This window comes from Microcoleus sp. N9_A1, assembly GCF_036701795.1.
Taxonomy (GTDB): Bacteria; Cyanobacteriota; Cyanobacteriia; order Cyanobacteriales; family Microcoleaceae; genus Microcoleus.
The window spans coordinates 21,103-41,424 of record NZ_JAUBRI010000021.1; the positions used below are offsets into that span (position 1 = coordinate 21,103).

A 20,322-nucleotide genomic window follows, 5' to 3' on the forward strand; every position below is an offset into this window, starting at 1 on the left:
GGAGTCGGAGTGGTTGGAGTCGGAGTGGTTGGAGTCGGAGTGGTTGGAGTCGGAGTGGTTGGAGTCGGAGTGGTTGGAGTCGGAGTGGTTGGAGTCGGAGTTGTTGGAGTCGGAGTTGTTGGAGTCGGAGTTGTTGGAGTCGGAGTGGTTGGAGTCGGAGTTGTCGGAGTCGGAGTTGTCGGAGTCGGAGTTGTCGGAGTCGGAGTTGTTGGAGTCGGAGTGGTTGGAGTCGGAGTGGTTGGAGTCGGAGTGGTTGGATTGACGGTAATATCCACACGATCGCTATCGGTTTGAGCACCGCCTAATTCTGGAGCTCCGCGATCGTTTGTCGTCAAAGTCAGCGTATCGGTGCCACTAAAGTTCAGATTCGGCGTATAAGTTAAACCATCTAAAGCAGCATTAATATCAGCCTGTTTTCCCGTATAAATCAGGCTGTTGCTGCCATTCCCCGATCCGGTAACTCCCGTCAGCGACTTGAGTGTAAGAGTGCCGCTGGTAACGCTGAGATTAACTTCCACCGACTCGCTATCTAAATCCGATACAGAGATACTATTGCCGTTGCTAGCAGAAAAGATGCGAGGAGTATTTTGAGTCGTCGTTTCTTTGCCGATATCAGTCGAAATGTTTACACTCCAACTGGCAATATTTCCTGGAGTAGTAGCATTGGAAGCTTTACTATTCTCTTGGTTGGCATCAACTGCATACAATTTCCAAGTGCCGTTGGGGTTAGTTTTATTAAAAACAGAAAGAGTCGAACCGTAAGGCCCTTCTGGTGCCCCTGTCGGTGTTGGCGTTGGCGTATCGTTATACAAAAAGGGATAAACATCAAGAAAACCGCTCAGTGAATAGTTGGTCGGTTTGTAAGTTCCTGAAGCGATAGTTGGTACTGTAACAAAAGGAAAACTAGAAAGAAAAGAGGCTGCATTATCATCCAACTTCAGCGTGACGTTGTTGAGTGGTTCAGATGGAACGTGAGACATTAACACCACATTTTGTCCCTCGGGCCCAACTAGCAAGAGGTTGATGTTCTGCGGTCCACCATTGGCAGAGTTAGAAGTTTGAACATTGTTGAGAGTGATGGTAACGCTGTCTACTTTTCCTGTTACACCTGAAACGTCAATAGCAGACGGATAGGGTGTCGCTAAAACGTTATATACGAAGTCTCCGCTGTTGATGGTAATGTTATTCGGGTTAGTTGTAGTGGTTGTGGTTCTTCCCGGTATTGAATTAATAGGAGATTGATTGCGACGAGAAAATTCCGAGGTATCGCCTGTGGTTTTATTAGTAGCAGTAGCAGCTAGAACCTGTTTGCCTGCTACTGGAGTGTAGGCGAAGTTGATATTACCATTGCCAGCGCTATCTGTAGTAACGTCTTGGAAGCCGAGGAAAGTTTGACCTTGACCTGCGCCTGCGGGGTCATAACTGGTATTTGCAAAAAATTCGACGCGGAAATTGGCATTAGGAGTGCTGTTGAGAATGCCGCTAACTGTGTTGCCGCTAACTGAGGTCAGAACCGGGTAATTTTGCAGGTTGTTGCTGCCTGTATCGGCGTCGCCTAAATCGTTGGAAGTGACACCATTATTACCGATTAAGTCAATTCCTAATCGTTTGTTGTTAAAAATGCTATTGCCTTGAATAGTGTTACTGGTGGCATTTTTACTAGCAACCTCCATACCGCTGCGATTATTGTTAGCAATGATATTACCTTCTCCAGGTGCAGTGCCGCCGATAGTATTATTCGAGTTTTTGCCTAAGATAAAAATGCCATCACCCTTGTTACCTAAAGCTATTGTCCCCGTGGCATCAGTCCCGATGTAATTGCCAGTAATTTTGGTGTTGGTGACTCCCCCTGACCCTGGCCCAGCAATAAATATACCTCCAATACCTTCGTTGCCAGAAATGACGTTGCGCGAGATAATATTGCCTGTTAGGGGGGTGACATTAGGAGGATTGTTTTGAGTGTAACTTTGGATTCTGATCCCAGCTAAAGTGTTGGCTACAGCAGTCGTACCGCTAATATCAGTACCAATGTAGTTGTCTTGGATGGTATTGTTGTTAGTCTGTACTCCAATGCCGTGACCTAAGCCGGAATTTCCGCCCTTTCCAAATCCGTTAATAACCAATCCTTGAATGGTACTGCCACTGGAATCTTCGGCGCCACCAAAAGGGCTTTTGCCTAAATCTAAACCATTAATATAAATATAATTGGCAGATGAGGCTGGTTGTTGTACTAAACTGCCATTTAGTTCAATTATCGGTTTTCCAGCATATCCAGGTTGAGATTTGCCATTGATCATAACTGGGCTGGTGATGACAGGTAAGGCTTGACCGAAAAGGTTAATGGTATAAGGGCCAGTACCGGGAATGTTAAAGTTAATTGTGTCTGATCCGGGATTGGAATTGGCTTTGTTGATGGCATCTCTCAGAGAATCTGTACCGCTATCGGAACTATTGGTAACGGTATAAATAGCCAAAACAGACGCATAATTTTCCATTGCGTCTGACTCGAATGCTAGGGGCGATTTAATGTTGCCGATTTGTGTTTCGAGTTCCCAATTCCCCCCTAATTTTGCACTCCCTGTGAGATGCTTGGATGCGGCGATATTTGCACCAGTGAGGGATGCAATGCGGTGGAGGAATTGGACACCATCTAAGGCTGGTTCATCGAGTCCGCCGGGGGTTTCAACCCCCGTCTCATAGCAAAAGTCCTCTTGAAATAACTGTTTAATGAAATTGTTTTTAGTCGGTTTCAACTCACATCTTACACCATTCTCAATAACAGGCAAGATGCCTGTTCCACAAAGAGTGAATTTTCTTGTGGAACAGGCATCTTGCCTGTTCATAAAAGGCTTATTGAGAATGGTGCAACATCTCGGTTTCAACCGACTTTCGCTTTGAGACAGGGAATTTATTCCCTGGCGGACTTTCTGACAAGCGCGGGATGCTGCTGCTACATTGCAGCCGTAAATCAGGATGTCTGCATCAATTGTTAAAGCGCGCCGCCATTGCTGCAATTGCTGGCTATAAGCTTCTAGGTTATCGATAGATAGTCGGGTTTTACCGAGTTGCAAGCTTCCCGGTTCGCCGTGGGAAACTAGATGAATGCTATCAATATTAGTGCGATTCGCTAAAACTTCGCTAATTTGTTCGACTCCATCTCTGTGGGAGTCGAGAATTATTGCTTCTACTCCCGATTTCACTCCATCTAGGAGATTTTGATAGTCTGTTACTGCTGCATCGATAAATACTATTGTACTGGGGTTATTGGTGCGATCGCTCTTTTCCCCAAAACTCCCATTGCCCGCGTTCATTTGATTCGGAAGTTCGATCGCACCTGCTGATAAAACTGGCATCATGGCTGTGTACCCTATCTCCTAAAGTTAACAATTTTTCATAAATCCAGGACTACCACACCCGAACTCAAAAAACCCGTTTCTTTGAGGTACAAATACCTAAAATTGTAATTTTTATGAGAGCAACTAGGTTTGCTTGCCAGTCTTAAATTTATTGATTCCGACTATATTGTTTGTGGCTTTGTCCTTGATGAACTCAAACAGATTATTTGAAAAAATTCAGTCTAAGCTCAACTATACCAGCATACGTACGTAACCCAAAAATCTTAATAAAAATACATATTTTCGACTCGGCTAATCGCGGCAAGTCCGCTGGCATTATATATTTTCCCACTCACTTACGGTGCCGATCGCGCTGGCGATCGAGCTTTGCCAAAGCAGCACCGGAAACATCCGCCAGAATGCTAATTATCCGATACAAAGCCACCGCACTCAAAATTATACCCGTAGAAAAGCGATCGGACAGCAGGGCGATCGCCGTTGCTTCAAATACTCCCATTCCCCCCGGTGCACCGGGTACGACTAAACCGACAACAAACGCAAAACAAAAAGCACCGAACAAGTTGGGAATATTGCTAAAGTTCACCGGAGTTAAAGCCATTACAGTTAGCAAAAAACCGCAGCCCCGCAATCCGATAAAACACATTTGTCCGATTAACGGCACTAAAGGATAGCGTTTAAGTGGCAAATTAATGTGGCGGCGGGACTTGACAGTCGATGTTTTTTTAGCTAGATTGGAGCTAGACTCTAAACGCAAAATTGGTCGATCGCCCGCAGCCTCCTCAACCTTTGAATTTTCCCCATTGTTCTTTGATAACTTCAACCGCTCTACAAAGAGAACGATCGGATTTAAAATTCGGGGATGAATCGCCGTTAAAATAGCAGCACAACCGACAAGCCGCAACAACCAATTGAATTGGTCAAAACAAATCAACCCAATCAAAACGCCCGCAGAAGCCATCAGCAGTGGTTCCAGCAATACGCTGAGAGTAGCGGCTTTGGGGAAAATGCCTGCCTTTTTGGCTTCCAATATTCGACCCCAAAAATGCCAAATATTCCCCGGTAAATACTTGGCAATATTAGTTTTGAGAAAAACTTGAATCGCCCAGGCGGCAGTTACAGGTTGCCGGAATTCTCGCAAAATCAACATCCACACCCAGCCGACAAAAATTAGAGAAAATAAAGTGACGCCAAGGGCGATCGCCAGCAATGGAAAACTTTCGGCTCGAATTTGGATATTCGCCACTTCTCGCCAGTGAGTTAAAAAAGCTTTGGCAATAAATAAAAACGTCCCACCCAAAATCAAATAGCGCAAATAAGGCTTTAAATGCGACTTCGCAATCTTCAAAAAATTCTGAACTCGATGCAAGTGTTGTTTTCCCATTTCCTGACCCCGATTTTGAATTTGGGATTAAGTTATACTGTTTTAGATTTTATATTTTAGAGGGGCTAAGGCGGAATTGTGATTGATTTACACGGCATGATATGATGGAATAAATCTGTTTAACCTGAGATGTTGCACCCTTGTCAAGAACGGGCAAGATGCCCGTTCCACAATAACTCAACATTTTTGTGGAACAGGCAAGATGCCTGTTCCTAAACAAGTAATTGAGAATGGTGGAACATCTCTGTTTAACCTAACCTATGCAGACCTCTACAGATTGTGCGTAATGCCCGCCTTACAGACTATTTAGGGCGTTTTTAACCACAAACTTAAATTTAAAATCTAAAATTTAGATCGATATACCTCGCTAGGAGTACATTTCTATGCCCGGCCCGAGCCCTGACGGTCTTTCCTATCTTTTAGATGATAGCCCCAATAGTTTCGCCTTGACTCCGGGCTTTTTGACTCCTTATCCTAACGGATTTTTTGCCCTCGGCGGCAACGATTTTATTGTTGGTTCGTCGGATGCCGAAATAATCAGCGGTGATAATGGTAACGATCGCATTCTCGGTGGCAGCAATTCCGATACGCTGTTAGGGGGTGCGGACAACGATTTGCTTAACGGCGGTGTCAACAGCGACATCCTGTTTGGCGATGCCGGCAGCGATACCTTGCAGGGAGGTAAGGGAGAGGACGCCCTCAACGGCGGCGACGGCAGCGACGTTTTAGTGGGTGATGGGGGTAAAGATACGCTGACAGGGGGTTTGGGCCCAGATACCTTTGTCCTCCGCAGCAACTCCGCAGTCTCCGATCCGGCTGCAGCAGACGTGATTACTGACTTTAACAGTTTTGTGGATTCGATCGGCCTGACTGACAATCTTACCGAAGCTGACTTGATTCTCGAAGAAATATCGATCGCCCCCGGTATTTCCAATACATTAATTAAAATTCGCCAATCCAATGCTATTTTAGGCTTGGTAGCCAACGCATCTCCACAAGACCTCGCCAATACATTCATCTCTGCAACTACCGTATTGGGCAACCAACTCGATCAAGCTCGCGATTTAGGCGTTTTGGGCGGCACTCAAACGATCGCAGACTCGGTTAGCAATGCTCGGCCAGACGGCCTTTACCGCTTTACTTTGCCTGCAACTAGCGACTTTAAATTAACTGTCAGCGGTTTGACGGCGGATGTTGATGTGGCATTAATTAAAGATCTTAACGGCGACAATTCTATTGACTTCACCGATATTATTGCTTCTTCTCAAGAACCAGATTTATCGCCGGAGTCGATCGACATCAACGGTTTAGCCGCAGGAACTTACTTTGTCCGAATTTATCAATACCAAGGCAGTACAAATTTCTCCCTCAATCTATCTGCAACCCCGGCAACTGTTTTTACTAACAATGCGAGCAACTTGCAGGGTTTTGACTCTCGTTTTGGGTTCGGTTTGGTGAATGCAGCGGCGGCAGTTGCTAAAGCTCAAGGTACTGCAACTTTTCCTGATGTTCCCGATTTGGGCGGCGATGAGTGGGGCAGAGATTTAATTAAAGCTCCAGAGGTTTGGGCCCAGGGATTGACTGGAGACGGCATTGTGGTGGCAGTTATTGACAGCGGAGTTGACTACAATCACCCGGATTTGACGGGGAATATTTGGAGCAATGTGGGGGAAACTGGTGTTGATGCGATCGGTCGCAATAAAGCTAGCAACGGGGTTGATGATGATGGCAATGGCTTTGTTGACGATTTCCGGGGATGGGATTTTGTCAACAACGATAATGACCCGATGGATGATAACAATCACGGCACTCATATATCGGGTTTAGTTGCTGCGAAAAAAGATGGGGTTGGGATTACGGGAACTGCTCCGACTGCGAAGATTATGCCTTTGAAAATACTCGATGAGGCGGGAGTAGGCAAAGTTAGGGATGAAATTAATGCGATTAATTATGCGGTAGCAAATGGAGCAAAAATAATAAATGTGAGTTTGGGCGGCCTCCAGTTGAATGATCAAGAATTGAATGCGATTCGAGTGGCTGAAGCTCAAGGCGCGATCGTAATTTCGGCGGCAGGAAATGATGCTCGCCCACAAGCTGATTATCCGGCTCGGTTTGCCAATGAGGTAGGAATTGCTGTCGGTGCTGTTACCCGAAATGGCTTGTTTGCGGATTATTCTAACCGGGCGGGTGCGGAGACTATTAATTACTTTGTTGCTGCGGGCGGCGACGGTGGGAGGGCGGATTCTGGTGACGTTTATTCAACTGTGTCGCTTTCGGAACCGGGGATTCCCTATCGATATTTTGCGGGTACTTCAATGGCAGTGCCACAGGTATCCGGCGTGATAGCTTTAATGTTACAAGCTAATCCGAGGCTGACTCCTGCTGATATTAAGAGGATTCTTGCGGAAACTGCCAATCGATCGGTTTGAATTAATTGATAATTGGGAATTGGGAATTGGTGATGGGCTTGACATACTGTTACCAGATTTCGTAGGGGCGGGTTTCACCAACAATATCGAATTGCTACTAACAATCTACATAAACCCGCCCCCACACAACTAACAATCTACATCAACATTGATTTGTATTGAATGCGAAAAATGTACAAGGGGTTTACCGTGGGATAGGGCGGGTTTTATAGATTGTCAATCAACCTAAATATTGTTGGTGAAACCAGCCCCTACAAGCCAAATTAAAAATTGGCGGCGTAAGTTAAGTCAAATTGGCGGCACAGGGTGATGCAGCAGTAGGTTGGTCGATCGAATACTAACTCGTAATTCATCTGGCCATCTATTTTGGTGATCGGCTGCTTTAAAGGGATGCCCTGAATATCGTATTGGCGGCGTTCTAAGGCACTCCAGTCGATAATTTTGAAGTCTATTTGGTTCTGCAACTCAGTTGCGATCAGATATAGGTGCATCTTGTCTTGAACTTTTCCAGTCAGGGGAACTTTTATTAACACTGACTGGGTGACGAGGGGTTTTTGGTCGTTGGGATGCTTCTGGGTGTGGCAGCTTTTGAGTTCTATATCATAAGGTTCTACCTTGAATTTCTCTCCACTGGCGATCGCAGATGAGTGCAAATCTTTCAGGCACTTTTCTAGGTGAGGAATCAGCCCTAAGTCTGGATCACATAGCAGTTTACGAATGTTGGAGGTTTCAGTGACTGTCATTTTAGATTTTTGATGTTATTTTTGGATTCTTAACTTCTAGCTTAACGCGAAAAGCAACCCTATTGAACTATACTTGCGACATACTTCCCAAAATGCCTTTATTGCCAGTATGTCGCAGTGAATAAGACATTTATTTTTGGGCAGCAAACCCGTGTTTTTTGCCTTAATGTTTTAGATTATTTTTTGGTAATTTTCCACAGATTAAGCTCAACATTAGTGTCAGCCGGATCTATTTGATAGTTTTGTTGCTGAATTGCCGATCGCAAAGCCTTTGACGGTTTGTATAAAAACAACTCACTGAAACCGCCGGGAATTTGCGGGGGTTGGGGTTTTTTCTTTGCCAATTCTCGATTTTTGTAGCAAGAAGTGTAACAGCGGGGTTCTATTAGCAGTTTGACTTTTGGTTCTAGGTAATAACTTAAAGGCATAATATATGCGATATTGGCATCGCTGATAAATAGGGGGTTGCTGGCTTGATTGACAACCCCAGCTACTTCCAAAGCACCCAACCAACCGCTTCCTTTATTCCACCAAATATCTGCTTGAGAACTAACTCCACCGGATATAATACCTGCGGAAAAAACTGTAACTATAACAATTTTCCACAGTTTTTTCTGTTGGAAGTTCTCCAAATTGTTACTAATTTTCGCAGACAGCAGGTAAGCCACTGCTAGCTGAATTCCCACATAACAAGGAACTAAATATCGCGGATTTGCCGATCGCCTTCCACCCTTGATTATATCAGGCACTGCTAAAAACAAAGCAGTTGTTGCAATCAATAACAATACAATCAACCACACTCGCTTTGGTGTTTGTCGGCATAAATAATAAATGGCATAGCCGACTAAAGCTAGAATCATAATACCAACTGGAATTAGCAAGGCTAGTTCTGTGGGGTTGGCAGTTCCATCAATGCCAATATCAAAAAATGCTATGCTTACGGAACCAACCCACCTGCTGACTAATCTTAAGTAATTTGTTTGTTCTGCCCATGCTGTTGTGCTTCTAACTTGATTGAAGTTTTCTACAGTATTTACCAGGGAAGGCATGAAGCCGATCAAAGCGATTAAAGATGCTACATAATAGGAAATGAATGTTTTCACATCGCGCCAGTTGGCAATAACTGCGACGTAAATTGCGTGGGCGGCAGCGACGCAGACAAATAACAAGTGGGTGTAGAATCCCAGTGTTGCTGTGCCTGCATAAAGCGCCCAGGAAAGAACGAGGGCGACAGCATTTTGGTCAGAGCGCATTGCTCGCAGCAAGGCTGCACTGGATAAAATAGTAGTTAATGTCCACAAACTGTACTGTCTTGCTTCTTGGGCAAATAGGATGTGGTAGGGAGAAATTGCGAAAAGTGCGATCGCCATCCACGCTACTGCTGAAGATTCAAATAACTCCCAAGCCAGCCAATAAATTGCGGGAAATACTAGCAGGCTAATCACGGCGGCCGAACTTCTCATTGCTGCAACGGAACTGCCGAACCATTGCGCCCAATATCGCGCTAGTACGTAATACAGAGGGGGGTGTTGGGGATCTTCTGTTGCTAAAGAATGTAGCGTGTCAGTTAAATTGTGTTCTGAATTTATCTGCTGATATTTTTGTAAATCCGCAGGCGAGGTTATTTTCTGGTACGAAATTTCTTTGATTATTTCGACTTCGGTGTAGCCAGAAACTCTCAAAGAAGTATATGTTTCGTCGATCCAGTAAAATTTGCGATCGAGATTGGCGAAGCGAAATAAAATACCGATGACTAATACCGCGATAATTAAAAATCGCAGCCACTTGTCAAGTGCAGGGTTGTGAGAATTTAGTCGATCGCGATCTTTGGTAGATTCCATTTTATAACTAGCTAATCTCGCACAAATTTTTTCTGTTACCCCCCCCGTAGGGTGCGCCTAGCACACCCTACTAACTTAACAGCTTAACAGCCAGAGAAAGGACTTCAGTCCTTAGTGCGAACAAAGGAATGATTAATCATCCACTCCTTCAATCGGCGCAAAACCCTGCCGCTGAATATTTTCGGTTATGGTGCGGGGTTCGAGGAATTGCAGCAAATAATCCGGGCCACCCGCTTTAGAACCAACTCCCGAAAGTTTGAATCCTCCGAAGGGTTGCCGCGATACCACAGCCCCGGTAATTCCGCGATTGATGTACAGGTTTCCGACTTCAAAATCGGATGCAGCTCGATCGATATGTGAAGGCGTGCGAGAATACAATCCGCCGGTTAAAGCAAAATTCGTGCCGTTAGCAATAACAATCGCTTCGCTGAAATTTTTTGCCCGAATCACCGACAAAACTGGGCCGAAAATTTCTTCTTGGGCGATAGTTGCTGTCGGCGATACTTCGGTAACAATGACTGGGCCGACAAAATAACCGGTTTCTGGTGCCGGCATTTCTAAAGCTATGTTAGCTTCGGCGCGACCTTTTTCGATGTATTCGCGCATGCGCGAATGGGCATTTGCATCGATCACAGGGCCGACTTGAGTGCCGGGATTTTCTGCTGGGCCGACATTGAGCGATCGCGTCGCTTCTACCAATCTTGCCACAAAATTATCGTACACTGATTCGACTACAATTACTCGCGAACAAGCGGAACATTTTTGGCCACTGTAGCCAAATGCCGAATAAACTACGCCTGCAACTGCTTGGTCTAAATCCGCACTTTCATCGACAATAATTGCATTCTTGCCGCCCATTTCCGCAATTACTCGTTTCAGGTGTTTTTGTCCAGGCTGCAAAATCGCAGCATCGGCATAAATCTGACAGCCCACTTCCTGAGAACCGGTGAAAGTAATCATGTGAACATCAGGATGTTTCACCATGTAAGCGCCGACGGTTGAACCTTTGCAAGGCACGTATTGAAATACCCCTTTGGGGATTCCGGCTTCTAGCAAAATCTCTGTGATTTTTGCTGCAATTACTGAGGAAACTTCCGCTGGTTTGAGCAAAGTACAATTACCAGCTACCAGCGATGCAACTGTCATGCCGACGGGAATTGCCAGGGGGAAATTCCAAGGTGAAATGATTAAAGAAATGCCGCGCGGCTGATAGCTGTAGCGGTTAGTTTCTCCGGGAATGTCGTAATTCTTCCCTTGTTCTAACCGTTCCATTTCGTCGGCGTAGTAGCGGCAAAAATCAATAGCTTCGGAGACTTCTGCATCGCATTCTCTGACAGGTTTGCCGACTTCAAACACCATCCAAGCTGATAGTTCGTGCCGCCGCTGTTCCATCAATTCTGCAGCTTTGCGGAGGACGCCGGCGCGCTGGCGGACGGGGGTTTTTCGCCAACTGGTGGAGGCTGCTTTTGCTGCTTCCAGGGCTTGTTTGGCCTGTTCTTCGGAAAGCAATCCGATGTTGCCAACTACTTCTGTAGGATTGGAAGGGTTGAGGGAATTAACTGTTGCTTCAGTATTTTGGTACTCGCCATTGATTAGGGGTAAATAGGTTTTACCTAAGTTAGCCCGCACTGATTTGATGGCTGTTTCTGCTTGTTGCCGCAATTTGGTATTAGCGTAGTCGGTATCGGCAACGTTGGGAAATACTTTGCTGTAAACTAGCTGGTCATTTCCATTAGCAACGGGCGCGGCTAACAATTGTTCGATCGGCATTTCTTCGGAACTTTGCCGGATGAAAGAACTGTTGGCGGTATTTTCCAGCAAACGGCGGATCAAATAAGCCATTCCCGGCAGCAAATCGCCGTAGGGGCAGTAGACTCGGACGCGATAACCCCGATCGACCAAAAGCTTAGCCAATTTGTCGCCCATGCCATACAGCACTTGCATTTCAAAGCGGCGGCGCGGGATGTTGAGAGTTTCGGCAATGGCGATCGCCCTGGCTTGCGATCGTACATTATGACTGCCAATAGCTGCATACAAATATTCGTGATTTTCGAGCAGCAACTGCGTCATCTGCTCGAAATTGGCATCGGTAGCAACTTTGTCATTGTAGACGGGCTGTGGCCAATCTTTCTGCATCGCTTTGATAGTTTCCTGATCCCAGTAAGCGCCTTTTACCAGCCGCACTGTTACCGGATTTCCGCGTTTTTTTGCCCAGGAAATCAGGTTTCGCAAATCTTGAGCACTGTCGCGCAAATATGCTTGCAATGTAATTCCAATATCCGTGCGACTGCGAAACTCTTCCTCTAACAATAAGTCTTTGAGAATGGTCAGAGTTAAACTTTTGTAAGCATACTGTTCCATATCGAAATGAACGGCCGCTCCCAATTCCTGCGCGCGGCGCAGTAAAATGCGAATTCTCTCGCTGACTTTCTCCTCGCTACCTTTAGCATCCAAAGGGTCAAACTGAGAATAAAAAGCCGTTAGCTTTACCGATACTTGCACTCGCGGCAGAGTTTCGCCGTCTGCTTTGTCAATTGCATCTACCTGCGGCCAATTCTTCGCTGCCTTCGCCAGTTCCTCCATCAATTCCAAATAGCGGTTAAGATAAATTTGCGCCTCAGTTTCAGTGATGACAGCTTCCCCCAAAAGGTCAACTGTAAAACCCATTTTATCTTTGCGAAGTCGCTCTAAAGTTTTAACTACCTGCTTGATATTTTCCCCAGAAATATACTTGTGCGCCAAAGTTTCCACCGCCGGGGCAACCGTCGTCGCCGCCAATTGTCCAGGAATCGAATCGGCGTTAGTAAAATTGAGCAATTTTTTCAATGCTTCGGGCAATTCTACCTCTTCAGTGGTCAGGTATTCTTGCAAGTGGCGGGCAATTTCCGGCTTGCTGCGGAGGGCCGGCAAACAGTCGATGAATCGAAACAATTGCACCCGCAGTCCGGGGCTAGCCATCGCCCAATCCATCAGTTTGTCGTCCCAGCGCATTTGGTCTTGCAGTTGACCAAAAAACGATCGCTTTTTGTCTTGAGTTGCCTTCAGGATTTCTTTAGCTATTTCCTGAGTCTTTGCTTCGTAGATGCTTGGAGATACTTGTGCGACCATTGGTAATTAGTAATTGGTAATTGGCGGGGCGGGTTGATATATTTGGCAACTACCGCCCGATACGATTATACTTACTATTTTACTTCTATTTTAACAACGTAGTTTGCTTGGCGATCGCCTGAAATTTCAATAGTATAATCGCCACTACTGGCTAGTTGAGCTTGCCACTGACCTGTGCCATCAGCAGTACCTAAATTTTCGCCGTTAGGAGCAATAATTGCTGCGCTAACTTGACCTTCTTGAACCTTTATTGTCATGCTTTGGCCGCTATTGCACTCCAGTAAGTAGCGCCTGGATATGTTGGCTCGCAAACTATTGCTCAGAGTAGTTCCCGTAGCACCAGCTTGAAAGTAAACTCGCTCGGTTACAGGGGTTTCAACCGCAGTGGGAGAAGCAGAAGGAGAAGGCAACAGCAACGGCGACGGTGACGGCGAAGCAAGTTGGGGAACGCCAGACAGAGAGGGGATTTGAGTGGGACGGGGCGACGGATAGATTGTGGCGGGCAGTCGAGTTCCAGGTGCTGGGGGAAGTCCGGGCAGGCGGTTGGCGGGCGCTGTTGCGACGGTTGGAGGGCTTTGGGGGAGGGGTACGTCAGCGGGCAGTCTGATTTGAAGGTTCGCTCTTTCCTGATACATTTTCCACCCTAGCAAACTGCCGAGACTAAGGACGGCACCGACTAACATTCCGCTGAGAAAAACTGCTAAGATTTGCCACTTTCGGGCTGGTTTTGGTTCGGGGTTGGCAAGTGGAATTGTTGGAGGCGGATAACTTGTAATTTGAGTTGTTTCCGGCGTACTATCGGCGGCAACTGTAATTGTTTCGGCTGCGTCGATTGGCGCTGAAATCTCTTCGGGCGCGGCAATTTCTGCGGGAGTTTCTGCTGATGCGGAAGTTGAATCGGCCCTGGCAATTTCACTGCGATCGAACTCATCGCTGGTAGGAGAAATTGTTTCCGGTTGCTGAGTCAAAATTTGTTTTTTTTCCTGTTCGTCGCTCATGGGGCTAAATTTATTTTACAAAGACCGCTTTTATACATTTTACGTTACTGGTGCGATCGCCTGCACCGATACGGCAAGGCCCTTGACAAAATGCCGTCCATGTCGATCGAGAAATCTGTTGGCAAGGGCGATCGCAATTTACCCATTTTCGGTAAATATTGAGCACAAATTGCGATCGCAACTTACTACCGGACTCAATTATTAGGCAAAGACTGCCAAAAAGGCCGCTCTTCAGGCTTCCTCACAGTATTCGTCGCCGACTGCACGTTTCCTTTCAATTCTTGATAATACCTGTCATCCAGAAAACTAACGCTGACGCCAGCAGGAAGCAGCAGTTGGCGCAATCTTTCCTGAGTGTAATCTACACCCTCAATCATTGGCCCGCGCGGATTTGAAACTAACAACTTGCCGTTAACTGGCACCGAATTGACCATATTTGGCCACCAAGCATAACCGCTGTAGCCAAACATCACCGGAACTTGAATAATTTGGTCGTCTCCGAGTAAAAACTCTCTTTTCAACTTCTCTATAATCGGATTAAGTTTCTGATTTTGCAAATAGAGATTGTGTTGAATTAAAGCACGGTTTTTCAAGGCGGCGCTGACAGTTGTTTGAGTGCTTAAACCACGATTGATCGCCACATCGCCGTAACCTCTTCCCTCCAATTCTTCCAACAGCTTAACTCCGGCTTCGGGACTGGCGATCGCCATTACATATTTTCCGGGAGTTTGAGTGGGAATAAAATTGATAATTTCATCGACTTGGCGAGTCAAAAGCCAAGAAGTATCAATATCCACTGGCGGCCCTTGAATTCGCTGAGCTTGAATAAAATCAAGTACCTCTGGATTAAAACTAGCATTTCCCGAATTCCCGTAATAAACTCGACCCATTGGGTGTCCGGGAATCGGCGGTGTCACCTGCAAATTGCCGTATCCGTCAGACCACTGACTTACAGGGTCTAAAGAACGAGGATTGCCAATTTTAACTACTTTCAAATCCCGGTTTTGAGTTGATTTAACAGGCGGGTTTTTCTCTGGCTCTGTATTGCTTTTTAGGGCTACATTAAACAGGCGTATATCCGATTTTTCGGGCAATTGAACGTAGCCGTTTTTCTGGGTATCTTGCATCCAAGTGCGATCGCCCTGGAGAATTTTCACTTTGGCGCCCGTGGGTTCTACTGCTTGTTTTAGTTGCGAGATAAATTCGCTGTTTACCGAGCCTCTGTCGCTAACCTGAACTTCGGTTACTGGTGCTGTATTGGGCGGTATCATCCAAGGACTAACGCCCATTTGGATTGTTGTGGAGGCGATTTCTTGACCGTTGTTTTGGGCAGTTGCTTTGAGATTAACAGTGCCGTTCCAATTGCGATCGGCAAATTGTTTGGCTTCCACACCTAAAACAATATTCGTGCTGAAAACTAGAGGTTTAGCACCGGATAGATCTACAGGTTGCCAGCCGTCGCCCGTCTTCTGAAAAACGCTGATGTGAGGGCTAGCAATGCTGTCAGCCGTGATAAATAACTGAGAGGTTTTGAAGCTTTCAGATAGTGTTAAGTTAACTTGAGAAAGCATTGCGGCACGGCGGGGAGCGCTAACTTTGGTTTGTTTCCAAGTCGGTATCTTGCCGCGATCGTTATTGCGATCGTTAAATAAAATTAACGCGCCCTTGGACAAAGACCATTGTTCTTTTCCCGCTTCGTCTTGCTCGTTAATTTGGCCATCTCTGTTGGTATCTCCCGCAAAGAAAAAGTTCGGCGTGGACGCAGCAGGCGTAACTGGGGCGGGAGTTGGTGTTGCAGTTGATTCAGGAGTTGGTTGAGAAGTTGCTTGCTGATTTCTCTCTAACTCTTGTCTTTCAAGTTCTTGTCTGGCTAATTCTTGTCTGGCTAACTCTTGCCTTTCAAGTTCTTGTCTGGCTAACTCTTGCCTTTCAAGTTCTTGTCTTTCAACTTCTTTACGAGCTAATTCTTGCCTTTCAAGTTCTTGTCTTTCAACTTCTTTACGAGCTAATTCTTGCCTTTCAAGTTCTTGTCTGGCTAACTCTTGCCTTTGAAATTCTTGCCTTTCAAGTTCTTTACGGGCTAATTCTTGCTTTTCAAACTCTTGCCTTTCAACTTCTTTACGGGCTAATTCTTGCCTTTCAACTTCTTTACGGGCTAATTCTTGCTTTTCAAACTCTTGCCTTTCAAGTTCTTTTCTAGCCCGATCTTTTTTTTCTTGCTCTTTTCTCTCTATTTCTCGACGAGCAAACTCTTTTTTCTCTTGCTCTTTGCGGGCTCGCTCTCTTATCTCTTCTTCCTCGGCTCTAATTTTCTCAACAGAACGTGCGACTTGCATTTCATAGGTAGCGACACTGAGGTTTCCTTGGTATTCGATGGTTTTGTCGATCGCCCCATCGGCCAAAAAAGAATCGTGAGGAATGAGTCGCAGCGTATTGATAGCAATTTGCCACAGGCGTTGCGACTGTTCCCAAGTAGCAGAAGAAGGATTAGAAGTGCGTCCAATTAAGACTGCTTGGGCGGCAAATTTAGCAGCCTCGTCCCAATTATATTTGGCTCTTTCTTCTATTTGAATCTGACTTTGAACGTTTTCGAGTTGCTGCGTCAGAGTTTGGGATTGCTGGCGGTGGATTGCTGATTTCCAAAGTTCAGCAGGAAACGGGGCGCTGTCGGGATTTTTGGCAAGGTTATCTAATTGTACTTTCAGGCGATCGCGCAATTTGTAGAGTTCGGAAAGGGATTGCGGATTTTCGCCGTCTGGCTGTCGCCCAGAGAGTGCGAGTTGGTAGTTTAGGGAAGGTTGAGCCACTGTTGTGGGGACTGCAACCCAAATAATACCGATGACGACACCGAAACCATTGACGATCGCGATCGCAATATATCGAACCCAGCGCATATAGTTTATCCTCAGACACGCCAATAATTTTACCTAATCTTGGGAGCAATGGGGGATTTAATTATAAGATTTGTAGGATGGGTTTCGGCGATGGCGTCCCGCCCCGCAAGCTACGGCTTTTTTTCACTGCGGCGGACGGATTACTCTAATCAATTTACCTGTGAGATTTTCGACTGTAGAAATAGCTTCATTAATTAGTGTAGCTTGTCTCTCTGTATTCAAATCTTCTTTGCAAATAATGATACCCTTATGGTCAGGTTGCAAACGGTGCAGGTGTCTAAAATCATCCCAATTGCGCGTCAAAACGGCTCGATTGTGGCTAATAGCAAAAGCTAACACATCTTCATCAGGAATCCCCAGTCCACCATTTCCAGCTTCTTGCACTGTCAAAACATCGTGACCAAAATTTCGCAGTAACTCCACGATTACCAGTGGAAAATTTTCATCTGCATAAAGACGCACCATTTGTTAATCTTCCTCATTTCTAGCGATTGCTGCTTCAATTTCCTCTGGGTGTGCCTCAGCATAAGCCCAAGCATTCGCCAAATCCGCTGCACTCAAATGGGGAAAATCTTGCAAAATTCGCACATCATTTGCACCCAGAAGGCGATAATTTACCATCGACCAAATAGGTATGCGAGTCTTGGCAATTCTAGCATCGCCGCCACACACGCCGGGAGTTTTGTCGATTCCTTGCCAAGTATTGCTTAAACTTTGGACTAATAGCTGTATTGCCTGAGTTTTTTCACTGGGAGTTAAGGCAAGGAGTTGTTTTTCTAATTCTTTCAGTGTCATTTTTTGCTATCTCCATCATTTTCTCTAATTGCTTGTTCAATTTCCTCTGGGTAGGCATCGGCATAAGCCCACGCATTTACCAGGTCAGCGGCGGTTAGATCGGGAAATGATTCTAGGATGATACCATCGGAAGCACCTAAAAGTCGATCGCACACCAGCGACCAAACTGGTATGCGAGTATTGCCGATACAAGCATCGCCTCCGCACACACCAGGAGTTTTTTTAATGCCTAGAGAACCGTTGGTTAAAGTTTGAGTTAGGATGCTGATTAGTTTAGCTTTATCAGCGAGATTTAAGGTTAAGACTTGACTTTCTAATTCTTGTATAGTCATAAGTGCGATCGCCGGAATATATTATCTAGATTATAGCACCGTTCCCATCGAACTATTGCTTTGGATTTAACAATGGCGATCGGCTTTTTTATGTCGAAGGACGGTTAACTCGAATCAATTTACCGTTCAAATTATCAAATCCAGAAATAGCCTCATTAATTCTAGTCGCCTGTCTTTCCCAGTTGCTATCTTGAGTACAAATGATAATACCAGCATGGTCGGGTTGTGAGCGATGCAGTCGAATAAAATCACCTCGATTGAGAGTCAAAACTGCTCGCTCATTACTCACTGCCAAAGCCAATACATCCTCATCAGGAATTCCTAATCCTGCGTTTCCGGCTTCTTGAACTGTTAAAACATCGTGACCTAAAGGTCGAAGAAACTCAACTACTGGCAACGGATACTGTTCGTCTGCATAAAGTCGCGCCATGTTTTAGGCTTCCTCATTTTCTTTGATTGCTTGTTCAATTTCTTCTGGGTAAGCATCAGCATAAGCCCAAGCATTTACCAAATCAGCCGCAGTCAAATGAGGATAGCACTTAAAAAGTTCAGCATCGCTGCATCCGAGACGGCGATAACCAACAAGTACCCAAACTTGTATGCGAGTATTGCCAACGCAGGCATCGCCGCCACACACGCCTGGAGTTTTTTTAATGCCTATAGCACCAGTGCTTAAGGTTTGAAGTAAAATTTCTATAGCCGCTGCTTTGTCGGCTGAATTTAATGATGCTAGATCGATTTTTAATTCGGTGAGTGTCATAATTTACTATCCCATTTTTACAGATAGAATATCCTAGCTAAATTATAACGGAATAGGGCTTAGCATGGGCCCAGAAACCGGGTTTTTTACGAAAAGACGCGTTGCTGTCGATAGATTAGCTATAAGTGAGTCCACAAAATCTCGATCCCCCCTAGCCCCCCTTAAGAAGGGGGGGGACAAGAGTGCAGTCAAAGTCCCCCTTCTTAAGGGGGATTTAGGGGGATCTAGACTTGGCTACCAGCGAGATATCGAGAGGCTTTTAATCTTAACTTGTCACCTCCGATCGCTCCAATCTCCTTACCCGTAGCTACGACTTCAAAAAAATGGTATACTTTCATATTAATCTCCTACCTGGAAAACAACACATCACTGTTGTAGAAATTATTCATTTACTCCCTTATTCCCTAAAACTATCAGCAAAATCTATGAAATCCCGCTCTTGCTGGCTAATTTTTACCCTCATCGGACTCTCCTTAACAAGCTGCGGACAGCAGAAGTCATCTCAAGAAATTGCCGAAACAGTTAAAAATAGTATTGTCTTGATTTCCTACCAGAATGAAAGCGGACACGGTACGGGCTTTATTGTGCCGGGGCCAACCGGAGTTTGCACGGTTCTCACGGCACGTCATGTGGTTGAAGGGCGTAGTTTGAACCTGCAAACTAACGACCAAAAACTTCATAAAACTAACAGCATCCAAGCAAGTCCCAATCTGGATTTAGCAGTGGTAACGTTTCAGTCAGCCGGGGAGAAATGTCCTTATCCAAGTCTCACTTTGGGCGATTCTGATAGCGTCAAAGTAGAAGATAAAATCTCCATTAGGGGGTTTCCAGATCGGGGTGGTGACAAATTAGTGCAGTTTAGAGCGGGTGGTGATGTAGCGGCGTTGGATGTGATGCCAGAGGGGTATGGAATTTCCTATGAAGCTCCTAATGTTTATGGCGGTTTTAGTGGCGGGCCTGTTTTGGATACTAGCGGTAAAGTGGTTGCAGTTCACGGGCAGACGGATACTCAACTTGTTGCGATTTTGGATAGTCAACAAGCAAGTTTGTCTTCGCAGCAGCAAACTGTGCTAAAACAAGCAGCGGCAAGAGTTGCTGGAGGGGTACAAATTAATACTTATAAGTGGGGAATTCCCATTAAAACTTATCAGGCAAATCAGTCTTGGGAAAATCAACCCCTTGCTAAGGCAGATTATACTAAACTGCAACAGTTATTGGCGGCTGGGCAGTGGAAGGAAGCAGATAGGGAAACTGGTAACAAAATGTTAGAAGTGGCGGGGAGACAAAAAGAAGGTTGGCTAGACGTTAAAAATGTCGAAAATTTTTCCTGTCCAGATTTGCGGGCGATGGATCGACTTTGGGTAAAATATAGTGATGGACGCTTCGGCTTTTCCGTGCAGAAGCAGATTTATCAAAGTCTTGGTGGCACGGAGAAGTATGATGATAAAGTATGGTTTGCTTATGCCGAGGTGATCGGCTGGAAACAGAAAGGAGAGAAAGGAGAATGGTTAGACTACTCTCAACTAACATTCAATACCAATGCACCATCAGCACACCTCCCGTGGCATCTTGAGGTCTTGTTTGGTGTGGTGGGAGTGAATCTGGCGGTGGATTTGGGGGGCTTGAGAGTGGTAGGGCTCTTCTTCTCTCGTGCAGAGACTTGTAAGTTGTAACCTATAAAGGCT

General features: G+C 45.6%; 15 protein-coding genes. 3 read left to right on the forward strand and 12 right to left on the reverse strand.

Translation table 11 applies throughout. The features are described 5' to 3' along the window. Both QUA58_RS12405 and QUA58_RS12410 read right to left on the reverse strand, forming a co-directional pair. Window positions 1–3,356 (reverse strand): DUF4347 domain-containing protein (locus QUA58_RS12405; protein WP_333394281.1); only part of this gene is annotated, 3,356 nt, incomplete at its 3' end. A 331-nt stretch (window positions 3,357–3,687) separates the two neighbouring features. Next, window positions 3,688–4,737 carry a lysylphosphatidylglycerol synthase domain-containing protein gene (locus QUA58_RS12410; RefSeq protein ID WP_333394282.1) on the reverse strand — a complete coding sequence of 350 codons (1,050 nt, stop codon included), beginning with the start codon at window positions 4,735–4,737 and terminating at the stop codon, window positions 3,688–3,690. A 383-nt stretch (window positions 4,738–5,120) separates the two neighbouring features. Between QUA58_RS12410 and QUA58_RS12415 the strand changes: the two genes are divergently transcribed. Next, complete coding sequence (locus QUA58_RS12415) at window positions 5,121–7,166, forward strand: S8 family serine peptidase (protein WP_333394284.1); 2,046 nt, start codon at window positions 5,121–5,123, stop codon at window positions 7,164–7,166. 263 nt (window positions 7,167–7,429) lie between these two features. Here the strand turns inward: QUA58_RS12415 and QUA58_RS12420 are convergent, their stop codons facing one another. From QUA58_RS12420 to QUA58_RS12435, 4 genes are all read right to left on the reverse strand, one after another. After that, window positions 7,430–7,909, reverse strand: a complete 480-nt coding sequence (locus QUA58_RS12420) for a hypothetical protein (protein WP_333394285.1) — start codon at window positions 7,907–7,909, stop codon at window positions 7,430–7,432. Window positions 7,910–8,085: 176 nt separating this feature from the next. After that, the gene (locus QUA58_RS12425; protein WP_333394287.1) at window positions 8,086–9,750 is read right to left on the reverse strand and encodes a glycosyltransferase family 39 protein; all 1,665 of its coding nucleotides are present in this window, start codon (window positions 9,748–9,750) and stop codon (window positions 8,086–8,088) included. 132 nt (window positions 9,751–9,882) lie between these two features. Further along, window positions 9,883–12,858 (reverse strand): L-glutamate gamma-semialdehyde dehydrogenase, encoded by a 2,976-nt coding sequence (gene pruA, locus QUA58_RS12430; protein WP_333394288.1) that lies wholly within the window; start codon window positions 12,856–12,858, stop codon window positions 9,883–9,885. 74 nt (window positions 12,859–12,932) lie between these two features. Further along, window positions 12,933–13,856 carry a hypothetical protein gene (locus QUA58_RS12435; protein ID WP_333394290.1) on the reverse strand — a complete coding sequence of 308 codons (924 nt, stop codon included), beginning with the start codon at window positions 13,854–13,856 and terminating at the stop codon, window positions 12,933–12,935. Here QUA58_RS12435 and QUA58_RS12440 point away from each other — a divergent pair. Next, window positions 13,855–14,061: a hypothetical protein gene (locus QUA58_RS12440; RefSeq protein WP_333394291.1), complete on the forward strand. Its 207-nt coding sequence runs from the start codon at window positions 13,855–13,857 to the stop codon at window positions 14,059–14,061. The genes QUA58_RS12435 and QUA58_RS12440 overlap by 2 nt on opposite strands. Here QUA58_RS12440 and QUA58_RS12445 read toward each other — a convergent pair. From QUA58_RS12445 to QUA58_RS12470, 6 genes are all read right to left on the reverse strand, one after another. Further along, a complete protein-coding gene (locus QUA58_RS12445) occupies window positions 14,051–16,750 on the reverse strand; it encodes a protein-arginine deiminase family protein (protein WP_333394292.1) in 2,700 nt (899 codons plus the stop codon). The genes QUA58_RS12440 and QUA58_RS12445 overlap by 11 nt on opposite strands. Before the next feature lie 123 nt (window positions 16,751–16,873). Further along, window positions 16,874–17,215 (reverse strand): DUF5615 family PIN-like protein, encoded by a 342-nt coding sequence (locus tag QUA58_RS12450; protein ID WP_333394294.1) that lies wholly within the window; start codon window positions 17,213–17,215, stop codon window positions 16,874–16,876. A 3-nt stretch (window positions 17,216–17,218) separates the two neighbouring features. Continuing rightward, window positions 17,219–17,545, reverse strand: a complete 327-nt coding sequence (locus tag QUA58_RS12455; RefSeq protein WP_333394297.1) for a DUF433 domain-containing protein — start codon at window positions 17,543–17,545, stop codon at window positions 17,219–17,221. After that, window positions 17,542–17,877, reverse strand: a complete 336-nt coding sequence (locus QUA58_RS12460) for a DUF433 domain-containing protein (RefSeq protein WP_333394298.1) — start codon at window positions 17,875–17,877, stop codon at window positions 17,542–17,544. The genes QUA58_RS12455 and QUA58_RS12460 overlap by 4 nt, the downstream gene beginning before the upstream one ends. 88 nt (window positions 17,878–17,965) lie before the next feature. After that, window positions 17,966–18,307, reverse strand: a complete 342-nt coding sequence (locus QUA58_RS12465) for a DUF5615 family PIN-like protein (protein ID WP_333394300.1) — start codon at window positions 18,305–18,307, stop codon at window positions 17,966–17,968. A gap of 3 nt (window positions 18,308–18,310) precedes the next feature. Beyond that, window positions 18,311–18,637: a DUF433 domain-containing protein gene (locus QUA58_RS12470; protein WP_096829719.1), complete on the reverse strand. Its 327-nt coding sequence runs from the start codon at window positions 18,635–18,637 to the stop codon at window positions 18,311–18,313. A gap of 425 nt (window positions 18,638–19,062) precedes the next feature. Between QUA58_RS12470 and QUA58_RS12475 the strand changes: the two genes are divergently transcribed. Further along, window positions 19,063–20,310: a GUN4 domain-containing protein gene (locus QUA58_RS12475; RefSeq protein ID WP_333394303.1), complete on the forward strand. Its 1,248-nt coding sequence runs from the start codon at window positions 19,063–19,065 to the stop codon at window positions 20,308–20,310. The last annotated feature ends 12 nt before the right edge of the window (window positions 20,311–20,322 follow it).